The organism is Cellulomonas sp. JH27-2 (genome assembly GCF_014837175.1).
Lineage (GTDB): Bacteria > Actinomycetota > Actinomycetes > Actinomycetales > Cellulomonadaceae > Cellulomonas.
The window spans coordinates 95202-108828 of record NZ_JACYFR010000006.1 but is presented as its reverse complement, the minus strand read 5'-3'; the positions used below and the strand labels follow the sequence as shown (position 1 = coordinate 108828).

Below are 13627 nucleotides of genomic sequence, written 5' to 3'. Positions count from 1 at the left end.
GCCCCTCAGCCCAGGTCGAGCAGGTGCTCGAGCCCCACGGTGAGGCCGGGTCGCGAACCGACCTGACGGACCCCGAGTAGCACGCCGGGCATGAAGCTGATCCGGTCGAACGAGTCGTGCCGGATCGTCAGCTGCTCGCCCGCGTTACCGAGCAGGATCTCCTCGTGCGCGACCAGCCCCCGCAGCCGCACCGCGTGCACGCGCACGCCGTCGACGTCCGCTCCGCGCGCGCCGGCGAGCTCCTGCGTGGTCGCGTCGGGGCTGGTGGCGACGCCCGCCGCGGCCCGGGCGGCGGCGATGGCCGCGGCCGTGTGCGTCGCGGTGCCCGACGGCGCGTCCACCTTGTCCGGGTGGTGCAGCTCGACGACCTCGACGGACTCGAACCACGCCGCGGCACGCGCCGCGAACGCCATCGCGAACACCGCGCCGAGCGCGAAGTTGGGCGCGATCAGCACCCCGACGCCGGGCCGGTCCGCGAGGTGGTCCCGCACGCGCGCCTTTGCGGCGTCGTCCCAGCCGGTCGTCCCGACAACCACGTGCACGCCCGCGTCAATCAGCGCGTGCACGTTGCCGTGGGTCACGGCCGGGACCGTGAAGTCGACGGCGACGTCTGCGGCCGCCGCGGCGGACAGGTCGTCTCCCGCGTCCAGTGTCGCGACGAGCTCGAGGTCGTCGGCCCCTTGCACGGCTGCGACGACGGTGGATCCCATACGGCCCGCCGCCCCGAGGACGGCCACCTTGATGCGCTCGCTCACGGAAGACGACCCTAGACGGTGCGCGCCCCCACCCACGACGCGACCCTCTCCTCGACCCGGCGCAGCTCGTCGACGCTCAGCCCCGCGGTGCGCTCGACCTCCCGCGGCGGGAAGCCGGCCCCGGCGTACCAGCGCAGGGCGGACAGCACGGACTCCGGGTCGACGATGCCCGGGCCCACCGCGCGCCGCACGAACACCGAGAACCGCACGGCCGCGAGGTAGTCGGCCGGCACGACGCCGAGGTAGCGCTGCGACCAGCGGAACACGTCGCTCACCGTCACCCCGACGAACCGCGCGAGCTCGGCCACGGTCACCGCACCGTGCAGCGCGTCGACCCGCGCGACGACCTCGGCGAACCGTTCGCGCTCGGGGTCGTGTGCGACGGATCGTGCAGCCACGCGGGCGACGAGCGCGTCGACGAGGATCCGCACGGCGCCGTCGTCGTCGGCCGCTCGCAGCGCCGCCGTGGCATCGTCCACCGCGCTCTCCCCCACCAGCACCTGCGCGGGAGCCCACGCGTCGACCAGCGGCGATGAGCCCAGGGTCGCCAGAGCGAGAGGGTGCAGCTGCAGGCCGAGGCGCGCACCGCCGCCGTCGGCGACCCGCACGGCCGGGCGCGTCATGAGCCCGCGCACCCCGCTCGCATCGGCGCGCTCGGCACCGGACGTCGCGTCGATCGTCGTCGCGGACCCGTCGACGACGAGCAGCAGGAGCCCACGACCATCGGGCAACAGGATCTCTCGGTGCGGCTCTCCCCGGCGCGTCACCCACGCGTGCTCGACGAGCCCCGGCACGACGACGTCGTACCGCGCGTAGGGCACCTGGTCCACGGCCATGGCACCATCCTGCCCCGCATCGAGCGCGCGTGGCAGGACCGGACGGGAGCGACCGGTGACCTCAGTCCCCGAAAGGCCCCACGCGGATCACGGAGCGGGGGCGCGAGGCCAGGTCCGCGGCGAGCTCCTGCACGTCCGCGGCAGTCACCGCGCGCACCAGCTCGAGCGACTCGTCCAGGCTCAGCAGCTCACCGTGCACCAGCTCGGCCTTGCCGAGCCGGCTCATGCGCGAGCCGCTGTCCTCCATGCCGAGCACCAGGCCGCCGGCCAGCTGGCCGATCGAACGGTCCAGCTCAGCCTGTGTGATGGGGGTGTCCGCGATGCGCTCCAGCTCGGCAACCATGAGCTCGAGCACCTCGTCGACGCGCGCCGGCGTGCAGCCGGCGTAGAGGCCGAACACACCAGTGTCGGAGTGCCCCGAGGAGAACGAGTAGGTGGAGTAGGCCAGGCCGCGCTTCTCGCGGATCTCCTGGAACAGGCGCGACGACATGCCGCCGCCCAGGACGGCGTTGAGGACCGAGAGCGTGAAGCGTCGCGGGTCGGTCGCGGTCAGCGAGGTGCCGCCGACGATGACGTTCGCCTGCTCGGTGTGGCGTCGGATCGTCTTCTCGACGCCCTGCGCCGGGATGCCGTCGGTGCCGGCCGGCACGCCGAGCGCGGGCACGCGGCGCCCGCGCGGCGTCCCGCCGGCGAGGTCCCAGCCGCCCGCGGAGAGCGCGTCGGCGACCTGGGTGACCAGGGCGTCGTGGTCGACGCCGCCGGCGGCGCTCACGACGAGGGTCTCGGGCTGGTAGTGCCAGCGGTAGTGCTCCCACACGGCCTCGCGCGGGACCGCGCGGATCGTGTCGGGGGTGCCGCCGATGGGGCGGCCCAGCGGGTGGGCGCCCAGCACGAGGGCGGCGAACTGCTCGTGCGCGACGTCGCTCGGGTCGTCGTCGTTCATCGCGAGCTCTTCGAGGATCACGCCGCGCTCGGTCTCGAGCTCGTCGGTGTCCAGGCGCGCGGACGTGACCATGTCGGCGATGACGTCGACGGCCATCGGCAGGTCGGTGTCGAGCACGCGTGCGTAGTAGCACGTGTGCTCCTTGCCGGTGGCGGCGTTGGCCTCGCCACCGACGGCGTCGAACGCCTCCGCGATGTCCATCGCGGAACGGCGAGCGGTGCCCTTGAACAGCAGGTGCTCGAGGAAGTGCGTCGAGCCGTGGTGGCCCGACTCCTCGTCGCGCGACCCGACGCCCACCCAGGCGCCGACCGTCGCCGAACGCAGACCGGGCATGTGCTCGGTCAGGACACGGACCCCGCCGGGCAGGACGGAACGACGCACGACGGCGCCGCCGTCCTGCTCGGCGGACTGGTCGGCCCCGGCAGTGCCGGGGCCGACCAGCGGGAGATCCAGCGGCACGTCAGGCGTCGGCCGGCGCAGACTCAGGCGCCTCGTCCGCTGCGTCCTCTTCAACGACCGCGTGCAGCGACAGCTTGCCGCGCGGGTCGATCTCGCCGATCTCGACCTGGACCTTCTGCCCGATGGACAGGACGTCCTCGACGTTCTCGACGCGCTTGCCACCCACGAGGCGACGGATCTGCGAGATGTGCAGCAGACCGTCCTTGCCCGGGCTCAGGGAGATGAACGCACCGAACGTCGTGGTCTTGACGACCGTGCCGACGAAGCGCTCCCCGATCTCGGGCATGTGCGGGTTGGCGATCGCGTTGATCGCCGCCCGCGCGGCCTCCGCCGACGGACCGTCGGTGGCGCCGATGTAGACCGTGCCGTCGTCCTCGATCGAGATGTCGGCGCCGGTCTCCTCCTGGATCTGGTTGATCATCTTGCCCTTCGGGCCGATGACCTCGCCGATCTTGTCGACGGGGACCTTCACCGTGATGACGCGGGGAGCGAAGGGGCTCATCTCGTCCGGGACGTCGATCGCCTCGGCGATGACGTCGAGGATCGCGAGGCGCGCCTCCTTGGCCTGGGTCAGCGCGCCGCCGAGCACCGAGGCGGGGATGCCCTCGAGCTTGGTGTCGAGCTGGATGGCCGTGACGAACTCACGGGTACCGGCGACCTTGAAGTCCATGTCGCCGAACGCGTCCTCGGCACCGAGGATGTCGGTCAGCGCGGCGTACTTCGTCTCGCCGTCGACCGTGTCGGACACGAGGCCCATCGCGATGCCGGCGACCGGCGCGCGCAGCGGCACACCGGCGTTGAGCAGCGAGAGCGTGCTCGCGCAGACCGAACCCATCGACGTCGAGCCGTTGGAGCCGAGAGCCTCGGACACCTGACGGATCGCGTAGGGGAACTCCTCGCGGCTGGGCAGGACGGGCATGAGCGCCCGCTCCGCCAGCGCGCCGTGACCGATCTCGCGGCGCTTGGGCGAGCCCACGCGGCCCGTCTCACCGGTCGAGTACGGCGGGAAGTTGTAGTTGTGCATGTAGCGCTTGCGCGTCTCCGGGGAGAGCGTGTCGAGCTGCTGCTCCATGCGCAGCATGTTCAGCGTCGTGACACCCATGATCTGGGTCTCGCCACGCTCGAAGATCGCCGAGCCGTGCACGCGGGGCAGGACCTCGACCTCGGCCGACAGCGTGCGGATGTCCCGCAGGCCACGGCCGTCGATCCGGAAGCCGTCCGTGAGGATGCGCTGGCGGATGAGCTTCTTCTGGACCGACCGGTACGCGGCCGACAGCTCCTTCTCGCGACCCTCGAACTGAACCGAGAGCGAGGAGACGACCTCACCCTTGATCTCGTCGAGGCGGTTCTCGCGGGTCTGCTTGTCCGCGATGCTCAGGGCCTCGCCGAGCGACGCGGTCGAGGCGGCCTCGACGGCGGCGTAGGCGTCGTCCTGGTAGTCGGGGAACGTCGGGAACGCCTGCGTCTCCTTGGCGGACTTCGACGCCAGCTCCTGCTGGGCCTCGACGAGCACCTTGATGAACGGCTTGGCGGCCTCGAGGCCCTGGGCCACGATCTCCTCGGTGGGTGCCACGGCGCCCTCCTGGATGAGGTTCCACGACTTCTCGGGGGCCTCGGCCTCGATCATCGCGATCGCCACGTCGTCACCGACCACACGACCGGCGACGACCATGTCGAACGTCGCCCGCTCACGCTCGGAGTAGCGCGGGAACGCGACCCACTGGCCGTCGATCAGCGCGATGCGCACGCCGCCGACCGGGCCGGAGAACGGCAGGCCGGAGATCTGCGTCGAGATGGACGCGGCGTTGATGGCGAGCACGTCGTACGCGTCGTCGGGGTGGATGGCCAGGACGGTGATGACCACCTGGACCTCGTTGCGCAGGCCCTTGACGAACAGCGGGCGCAGCGGACGGTCGATCAGGCGGCAGGCCAGGATCGCCTCGGTCGAGGGACGGCCCTCGCGGCGGAAGAACGAGCCGGGGATCTTGCCCGCGGCGTACTGCCGCTCCTCGACGTCGATCGTCAGCGGGAAGAAGTCGAACTGGTCCTTGGGGTGCTTGCCGGCCGTCGTGGCCGACAGCAGCATCGTCTCGCCGTCCAGGTAGGCGGCGGCTGCGCCGGCGGCCTGCTTGGCGAGGCGGCCCGTCTCGAATCGGACGGTGCGGGTACCGAAGCGGCCATTGTCGATGACGGCCTCGGCGAACTGGATCTCGGGACCCTCCACGGGTGCCCTCCTTGTTCTCGAAGGCGCCGGCCGGCCTCGACGGTCTTCGACCGTGGTCCCCGGAACGCGAGGTTCCGGAAGCCACTACCGAGGACCGGACGAGCGGGCCGACGCGGTGGATCGTGCTGGTGTAGCTGGTGGTGCAGGTCAAGCGTGCCGGAGCCAGGTGACTCCGGGGCAAACATCAGACCAGCCCGGACCCCTTCGCAGGGTCCGGGCTGGTCCGGGGGTTCAGCGGCGCAGACCGAGACGCTCGATCAGCGCGCGGTAGCGGTTGATGTCGACCTTCTGCAGGTAGCCGAGGAGGCGACGACGACGACCGACGAGCAGCAGCAGACCGCGGCGGCTGTGGTGGTCGTGCTTGTGCTCCTTGAGGTGCTCGGTCAGGTCCTTGATGCGCTGCGTCAGAACAGCGATCTGGACCTCGGGGGAACCGGTGTCGCCCTCGTGCGTGGCGTACTCGGTCATGATGGTCGCCTTGATGGCGTTGTCGAGGGGCACAGTTCTCCAGGTTGGTTCGTTGCGCGGTGCTCCGGGGCTTGTCCACCCGGGCTCTCTCTGTCCGCGGCCGTTCAGACGGCGTCCCCATGCTACCAGCCCGCCGTCGCGCCTAGCCCCGCCCGCCTTCGGAGCCGGTCGGCTCGAGGGGACGCAACTTTCGGGTCGGATCCCGGGGCAGTTCGGGAACTTCATCGTTTAGGTGGTGTCCTGTCCCGTCGCGCCGGTGATTGCATGGCGGTGATCCACTCCGTCCCGCCGTGCCCCGTGGTTCCGGCGTTCTCGACGACGAGAGCGCTCCCACGCCGCTCGACGCCTCGGCTCATCAATGTCGTCACGCCACCGTCGTGCGCGTGCACGCCCTTCGATCGGAGCATCCATGACAAGCACCGGACGCGGCCCCGTGGCCCGTCTCCTCGCGACGATGGTGTCGCTGGCCCTCGCGGCCACCGGACTCGTCGCGCTCGCCGGCTCGTCCGCGACCGCGGTTACCGCGGCAGGGACCGGAACCGGCTACCTGCACACCAACGGGAGCCAGATCGTCGACGCCACCGGCGCGACCGTGCGCCTGACGGGCCTCAACTGGTTCGGGATGGAGACCGACAACCACACGTTCCACGGCCTGTGGGCCTCGGCGACGTGGAAGTCGCAGATGGACCACATGGCCGCGCTCGGCTACAACACCATCCGGGTGCCGTTCACGGGCGACTCGCTGCGTGACGGCGCCAAGGCGACGAGCATCAACAGCTACTCGAACCCCGACCTCGACGGCCTGTCCCCGCTCCAGGTCCTCGACAAGGTCGTCGACTACGCCGGCCAGCTCGGCATGCGCATCATCCTCGACCGCCACCGCCCCAGCGCCGCGGGGCAGACTCCCCTCTGGTACACCTCGACCGTCTCGGAGGCGAGCGAGATCGCCGACTGGAAGATGCTCGCGGCGCGGTACGCCAACAACCCCACCGTGGTCGGCGCCGACCTGTTCAACGAGCCCCACGCCGAGGGCACCGCACCCAACGGCACCGGGTCGTGCTGGGGCTGCGGGGACCCGGCGCGTGACTGGCAGCTCGCCGCTCAGCGCATCGGCAACGCGATCCTCGCCACGAACTCGAGCTGGCTCATCGTCGTCGAGGGCGTGAGCTGCCCGTCCGGCGCGACGGCCAACGCCTGGGACAACATCCCCGACGACCCGATGGACTGCGGCTGGTGGGGAGGCAACCTCTCCGGTGTCGCCGCGCACCCGGTGGTCCTGAGCACACCCAACCGGCTCGTCTACTCGGCGCACGACTACGGCATCTCGGTCTACGACCACCAGGACTGGTTCGACACGACCAAGCACCCGGACTTCCCGAACAACCTGCCGGCCGTCTGGGACCACTTCTTCGGGTACATCGCCAAGCAGAACATCGCCCCCGTCCTCGTCGGCGAGTTCGGCAGCACGCTGCGCGACCCGCGGGACGTGCAGTGGATGACCAAGCTGGTCTCGTACATGCAGACGAACGGCATCTCGTTCACGTACTGGTCGTGGAACCCCGACTCGGGTGACACGGGCGGCATCGTGCAGGACGACTGGGTGACGGTGAACCAGAACAAGCAGGCCATCCTGCAGCCGGCCCTGGTCCCGCCGGTCAAGCGAGGGACGACGCCGACGCCCACCCCGACGACGACGCCCACGCCCACGCAGTCGCCGACGACCACACCCACGCCCACCCCGACGCCCACGCAGTCGCCGACCACGACGCCGACCACCACCCCGGGTGCGTGCACGGCGACGGTGAAGGTGACGAACTCATGGTCGGGCGGCTTCCAGGCGTCGATCACGGTCAAGAACACGAGCAGCTCCGCGGTCAACCCGTGGTCGGCGACGTTCTCCCTGCCGTCGGGCGACACCGTCCAGAGCGGCTGGAACGCGACCTACACGCAGAGCGGCACGACGGTCACCGCCCGCGCACCGACGTGGGCGACGTCGCTGGCCGCAGGTGCGTCGGTCGAGCTCGGGTTCGTCGCGAACGGCCCCAGCTCGGCGCTGCCGACGACGGGCGTCAAGCTGGCCGGGGCGGTGTGCTCATGAGGGCGCTGCGGGCGCTCGCGGCGACCGCCGCCGCGAGCCTGCTGGCGGCAGCCGGTCTCGCGCTGACCTCGCAGCCGGCCACCGCGGCCGGGCAGATCTGCGAGCAGTACGGCAGCACGACGATCCAGGGGGGTCGCTACGTCGTCCAGAACAACCGCTGGGGCACGAGCGCGACGCAGTGCATCACACCCACGAGCAGCGGGTTCACGGTCGACCAGGCCGACGGCACGTCGTCGACCAGCGGGGCACCGAAGTCCTACCCGTCGGTGTACTACGGCTGCCACTACGGCAACTGCTCGCCGAGCGGTGACATCCTGTCGCCGAACGGCGTCCAGACGTCCAGCTCGGCCTTCGCCGGAATCTCGACGAGCGTGTCGATGACGTACCCGGGCTCGGGAACGTACGACGCGTCGTACGACATCTGGTTCAACAAGTCCCAGCCCAACGCGAAGACGGGCCAGAACGACGGCGCCGAGCTGATGGTGTGGCTCAACCACACGGGGTCGATCCAGCCGATCGGCTCGAAGGTGGGCACGGCCAGCATCGCCGGGGCGACCTGGGACGTGTGGTTCGGCACGTCGGGCTGGAACGTCATCTCCTACGTCCGCCAGCAGCCGACGTCGTCGGCGAGCTTTGCCGTCAAGAGCTTCTGGGACGACGTCGTGGCCCGCGGCTACGGCTCGACGAGCTGGTGGCTGACCAGCATCCAGGCCGGGTTCGAGCCGTGGATCGGCGGCGCCGGCCTGGCGGTGACGAACTTCTCGGTGACGACGAACGGCACGCAGCCGACGCAGCCGCCCACGACACCCACACCGACGCCGACGACCACCCCGACCCAGCAGCCCACGACTCCCCCGTCGGGCAACGGCTGCACGGCCGCGCTCAAGGTCGACAGCCAGTGGCAGGGCGGCTTCCAGGCCACAGTCACCGTCACCAACGCGGGCTCGTCGTCGATCAACGGGTGGGCCACGTCGTGGGCCTTCCCGTCCGGTCAGAGCATCCAGAGCCTCTGGAACGGCACGGCGACGACGAGCGGGTCGAACGTCTCCGTGCGCAACGCCCCGTACAACGGCTCGCTGCCCGCCAAGGGATCGACGACGTACGGGTTCGTCGGGAACGGCAACGCACCGTCGGGCATCGCGCTCGCCTGCGCCACGTCCTGACGACGAGCCGGCGAAGGCCCTCGGCACGTCCCGCGACAGCAGGCGGGTCGAGGGCCTCCGCTCGTCACGGTCGACCGCAGGCCCTCGAGCGGTCGGCGTCTCTACCTCGCGGCGCTCACCCGCCGGTGCTCAGCACCTCGCGCACGCGGTCGACGTCCGCGTGCATCTGCACGATCAGGGCGTCCATGCCGTCGAACTTCAGGGTGGGACGCAGTCGCTCGACGAGCTCGAGGACCACGGTCTCGCCGTACAGGTCCAGGTCGGTGCGGTCCAGCACGTACGCCTCGACCCGGCGCTGGACGCCGTCGAACGTGGGGTTGGTGCCGATCGAGACGGCTGACGGGAGCACGGACCCGTCGGCGCGACGCAGCCAGCCCGCGTACACGCCGTCGGCCGGGACCATGCCGTCGGCGTCCTGCGCCAGGTTGGCGGTCGGGAAGCCCAGCTCGCGCCCGCGCGCGTCGCCGTGCACCACCTCGCCGCGCAGCCGGTGCGGGCGGCCGAGCACGCGAGCGGCCTGCACCACGTCACCCGCCTCCAGCAGCTCGCGCACCCACGTCGACGACCACCGGCGACGCAACGGGTCTGCGGCGTGGTCCTCGGCGCTCCCGGGGTCGGCCGACTCGGCGGGGCGCACGTCCTCGATGACCTCGACCGTGAAGCCGTGCTCGCGCCCCAGCTCGACCATCGTCGAGAGGTCGCCGCTGTTGTTCCAGCCGAACCGCACGTCCCGCCCGACGACGACCACGCGCGCACCCAGCCCGTCGACCAGGTAGCGCCGCACGAACTGCTCGGGCGTCTGGCGGGCGAACTCGAGGGTGTAGTCGAGCAGCAGGACGGCGTCCAGGCCGGTCGCCTCCAGGAGCTCGAGCCGGTCGGCGTCGCCCGTCAGGCGCGGGGGTGCCGACTCGGGCCGGTGCACCTGCTGCGGGTGCGGCGTGAACGTCACGGCGACGGCGCTCGCGCCCGCGTGCCGTGCGTCCGAGCACATGCGCTGCAGCACCCCGACGTGGCCCCGGTGGACACCGTCGAAATTGCCGATGGTCACCACCGACGGGCCGAAGCCCTCCGGCACCTCGGCGAGATCACGCCACAGCTGCACGCCCGCTCCTGTCCGACGATCGGCTCCCACGACCGGTCACCCGATCCGGCCCGCGCACGGGGCCCGACGGGCAAGCCTGCCACCCCGAGCCCCCTGGTGCGTACCCGCACGCCCGACGAGGCCTCGGACCGGTCCGGTCCGGGGCCTCGTCGGCGCACCGCTCAGCGGCGGATCGTGAGGTGCGCCGTGGCGCTCGTCACCGATCCCTCCGCGTTCGTCACGACCGCCCGGTAGTCCTGCGGCAGGATGCTGAGCGCCCAGACGGGCAGCACCTTGCCGGTCGCGAGCGGGACCTTGACCCACGAGCCGCCGGCCTTGGCGTACCACTGCACCTTCCCCGCCGGGTACGCGGTCCAGTCGACCGAGAGGTACACCAGCGAGCCGCCGCGCACCGTCACGCTCGCGGGCTGCGTGGTGATCGTCGGCGCCCCGCGACGCACCGTGAGCGTCGCGGGCGAGGACGTCGCGGTGCCGGACGCGTTGGTGAACACGGCGCGGTAGGCGGTGCCGTCGACGGCCGCGGTCGCGGTCACCTTCAGCGTCGTGCCGTGCGCCTTCGGTACGTCGGTCCACGCCGTCTTCCCGGGCGCCTGGGACTGCCACTGCACCGAGGGCGCCGGCTGCCCGGAGGCCGCCGCCGTGAAGGTCGCCTTCTTGCCGAGGTCCACCGTCACCGACGCGGGCTGCGTGGTCACGACCGGCGCCACGGCGCGCGCACCCGCGTGCTGGTCGGCGACGAACGACGCGATCCACGACAGGGCCGAGTTCCAGTTGACCGCGACCTCGTTGACCGAGTACGCCTCGATGCTGTCGACGTAGCACATCTGCGGGGTGCAGGGGTTGGTGCTCGGGAACAGGCTGTTCATCACGGGGTCCCACGTGCCGCGGACCGAGTTCGGGCCACCGGCCAACGAGCCGACGATCGCCGGGACCAGCCAGCGCGAGTGCTGGTGGCTCGAGTACTGCGTGCCGTACCCGGTGACGTAGGAGTTGTTCATGGCGTTGCGGCCCAGCAGGTAGTCCATGGACTCCAGGACGGCCTGGCTGAACCGGGTGTCCCCGGTCAGGTCGAACGCCGTGGCGAGCACCACCTGGTTGTTCACCACCGCCGAGCTCGACCCCCAGTCGTACTGCCCCTTGTTGCCGGGGTACGCGGTGCCGAACGGCTGCTCCTGCTGCAGCGCCAGATACTTCTCGGCCCCGGCGACCACGCTCTTCGTGGCCTGCACCCGGAACGTGTTGGGCAACGTGGCCAGGTCGAGGCGGCCCAGCGCCGCCACGCTCCCCCAGCTGAAGCCCGTCGGGCTCCAGCTGTCGTCGTCGCGGTGCTCGGACGCCGCCACGTCCTTGCGGTACGACGAGGCGCCCGTGGTCAGGTACAGCTCGGCGGCCGCCCAGTAGAACTCGTCGGACACGTCGCTGTCGTCGTACGGACCGCCACCGTTGTTGCCCGCAGAGGCTGGCGCGTACAGGTCCGGGACCCGCTTCGCCGCCGCGTACGCCTCCTTGCTCGCTGCCAGGAGCTTCTTCGCGAACGCCGGGTCGTACTTCTGGAACAGGCGAGCGCCCTGCGCGGCCGTCGCGGCGAGGTTGAGCGTGGCCGCCGTCGACGGGCGCGCGAGGCGTCGCTGCTGCGGGTCGGCCGACGGGAGCAGGCCCAGGCCGGTCCAGCCGACGTCGTGGATCTTGTGGTGCACGAGACCGTCGAGCGAGCGGTCGTCCGTGGCGGAGACCGTCATGCCGGACCCGTCGGGCACCTGCATCTCCAGGAAGAACTGCAGCTCCCAGCGCGCCTCGTCCAGCACGTCGGGGACACCGTTGCCGCTCTCGTCGGCCGGCACGTCCATGGTGCCGTCCGCGAGCGCACCCTTCGTCGCGCTCTTCGCGTGCAGCGAGCGCTCGTAGGTGCTGAGCAGCTGCGAGACGGCGATGCCACCGTTGACGACGTACTTGCCGTGGTCGCCGGCGTCGTACCAGCCGCCGACGACGTCACGCGCGTAGCCCTCCGGGCACGTCCACGTGCCGTACGACCAGCTCGCGCCGTCCTCCGCCGCGGTGAGGCAGGCGACGTCCAGGTCGCCCTTGTTGACCGCCCCGTCGGGTCCGCTCACGTGGCCGGCCGGCCGGTCGTAGCGGTCGTCGGGCACGTCCACCGCGATGCCGGAGCGCACCGGGTAGAAGTAGTTGAGCGCGTCGTACCGCAGCTGCTGGTAGATGTCCGCGTCGATCGCGAACGGGTCGCTCGTCTGACCGTCGGCCACGAGCGTGAAGCCCGTCCCCGTCGCCGTGACGTCACCGAAGTCGATGACCTGCACGTTCAGGCCCGAGGTCGGGTCCGTGCCGCGCGGGGTGGCGTCCCCGTGCGCGACGGTCGCGCCGTTGCCGTCGTGCAGCTCCCACGCCACGGGGTCGGTCGCGTCCGTGACCAGGGTGGCCTGCTTGGGGCCCTCCGGCAGGTAGCCGACCTGGTTGACCCGGACGCGGCTGCGCGTGTCGGGCTGGTACGGCGGCGGCGGTGTGGCCGTCTTCTTCAGCGACACCTGGGTGAGGCAGAAGGTGTAGTCGCCGCGCGCGCCCAGCTGGATGGCCACCTGACCCACCGGGTCCTCGTCGGCGGGGAACGTCAGCGAGCTGGTGAACCCGTACGAGTACGGCTTCAGGTCCGGCGTCAGGTCCGGGTTGGCGACGTAGGCCGTGCGGTAGGAGCCGCCGTTCTCGCCGACGAGCGCGCGGACGGTCGCGCTGTTGCTCGCGCTCGCCGTGAAGGAGAGCTCGTAGTTGCCGTCGGCCTCGACCGGGACGCCGTTGTAGACGAGGCCGTCGTACTGGCCCGCCGACGCAGGGACCGCGAAGCACAGGTGGTCGTCGCCGGCCTCCGAGGTGATCGCCCAGCCGGCGGGGAGCGACCAGCCGTCGGGCAGCGTGTCACCCGCGAACGTCGTCGTGCCCAGCAGCTCGGTGGCGCCCGCGATCTGGAAGTCGTCGAGGCAGAACGTGTAGTCGGCGCTCTGCCCGCCGAGCTGGAAGGACGTGTTGCCCTTCCCGCTGAACTCCGGCGACCACGAGAAGGAGTAGTCCTTCGGCGTCGACGTGAGCGCAACGGACGACGACACGTCGTCCGGGTACCCGATCCCCGCCCGGAGATTGACGTTCACGTCCGCGGTGGCGTGCGCGGTGAAGGACACCGTGTACTGCGTGCCCGCCTCCATCGTGACGTCGTCGTGCTGCGCCGCGACGTCCCACGGGTTGGTGGTGCCTGCCGGCACGACGACGCAGAACTCCCCGTCCTGGACCGAGGACGACGAGGTCCCGCCGTAGCTGAACCACCCCTGCGCACCGTCGGAGAAGTCGTGGACCGTGTCGATCGGGTTGGCGCCGGCGGACGGCGCGAGAGCGAGGGCGAGGGCCGTGATCGACGCGGCGGCGGCCGCGCCCAGCGACGCCGCGTGACGGCGGCGGGGAAGAAAGGAAACCACGTTGTCTCCTGGGGGTATGGAAGCGCTCTCATCTGCCGGGACGGCAAGAGGCGAGCTCTCGGTTGTCCGGGCAACGTAGCAGCGGCACCGGACAAAAGGAACC

9 protein-coding genes are annotated in these 13627 nt (G+C 71.3%); 2 read left to right on the top strand and 7 right to left on the bottom strand.

The features are described from left to right. Nucleotides 1-5: 5 nt before the first annotated feature. The 5 genes from dapB to rpsO all read right to left on the bottom strand — a co-directional run bounded on the left by dapB (nt 6) and on the right by rpsO (nt 5718). The gene (gene dapB / locus IC607_RS16490) at nt 6-755 is read right to left on the bottom strand and encodes a 4-hydroxy-tetrahydrodipicolinate reductase (protein WP_191788508.1); all 750 of its coding nucleotides are present in this window, start codon (nt 753-755) and stop codon (nt 6-8) included. Nucleotides 756-766: 11 nt separating this feature from the next. Beyond that, nucleotides 767-1591: a hypothetical protein gene (locus IC607_RS16485; RefSeq protein WP_191788507.1), complete on the bottom strand. Its 825-nt coding sequence runs from the start codon at nt 1589-1591 to the stop codon at nt 767-769. A gap of 61 nt (nt 1592-1652) precedes the next feature. After that, nucleotides 1653-2993 carry a pitrilysin family protein gene (locus tag IC607_RS16480; RefSeq protein ID WP_191788506.1) on the bottom strand — a complete coding sequence of 447 codons (1341 nt, stop codon included), beginning with the start codon at nt 2991-2993 and terminating at the stop codon, nt 1653-1655. A gap of 1 nt (nt 2994) precedes the next feature. Then, complete coding sequence (locus IC607_RS16475) at nt 2995-5217, bottom strand: polyribonucleotide nucleotidyltransferase (protein ID WP_191788505.1); 2223 nt, start codon at nt 5215-5217, stop codon at nt 2995-2997. Between the two features lie 231 nt (nt 5218-5448). Next, on the bottom strand, nt 5449-5718 hold the full coding sequence (gene rpsO, locus IC607_RS16470) for a 30S ribosomal protein S15 (protein WP_118766485.1): 270 nt from the start codon (nt 5716-5718) through the stop codon (nt 5449-5451). A gap of 376 nt (nt 5719-6094) precedes the next feature. Between rpsO and IC607_RS16465 the strand changes: the two genes are divergently transcribed. Together IC607_RS16465 and IC607_RS16460 are read left to right on the top strand one after the other, a co-directional pair. Then, nucleotides 6095-7783 carry a cellulase family glycosylhydrolase gene (locus IC607_RS16465; RefSeq protein ID WP_225225226.1) on the top strand — a complete coding sequence of 563 codons (1689 nt, stop codon included), beginning with the start codon at nt 6095-6097 and terminating at the stop codon, nt 7781-7783. Next, on the top strand, nt 7780-8946 hold the full coding sequence (locus IC607_RS16460; RefSeq protein WP_191788504.1) for a cellulose binding domain-containing protein: 1167 nt from the start codon (nt 7780-7782) through the stop codon (nt 8944-8946). Before IC607_RS16465 ends, IC607_RS16460 begins: the two co-directional genes overlap by 4 nt. 115 nt (nt 8947-9061) lie before the next feature. On the opposite strand, the gene IC607_RS16455 is transcribed toward IC607_RS16460, so the two are convergent. Together IC607_RS16455 and IC607_RS16450 are read right to left on the bottom strand one after the other, a co-directional pair. Further along, on the bottom strand, nt 9062-10048 hold the full coding sequence (locus IC607_RS16455; RefSeq protein WP_191788503.1) for a bifunctional riboflavin kinase/FAD synthetase: 987 nt from the start codon (nt 10046-10048) through the stop codon (nt 9062-9064). A gap of 161 nt (nt 10049-10209) precedes the next feature. Then, nucleotides 10210-13524, bottom strand: coding sequence for a glycoside hydrolase family 9 protein (locus IC607_RS16450; protein ID WP_370526336.1), 3315 nt, complete (start codon nt 13522-13524; stop codon nt 10210-10212). Nucleotides 13525-13627: the final 103 nt, after the last annotated feature.

Coding starts and splice junctions, on each gene's coding strand:
- IC607_RS16485 (WP_191788507.1), bottom strand. CDS start 1,591: ATGGCCGTGGACCAGGTGCCCTACGCGCGGTACGACGTCGTCGTGCCG.
- IC607_RS16465 (WP_225225226.1), top strand. CDS start 6,095: ATGACAAGCACCGGACGCGGCCCCGTGGCCCGTCTCCTCGCGACGATG.
- IC607_RS16460 (WP_191788504.1), top strand. CDS start 7,780: ATGAGGGCGCTGCGGGCGCTCGCGGCGACCGCCGCCGCGAGCCTGCTG.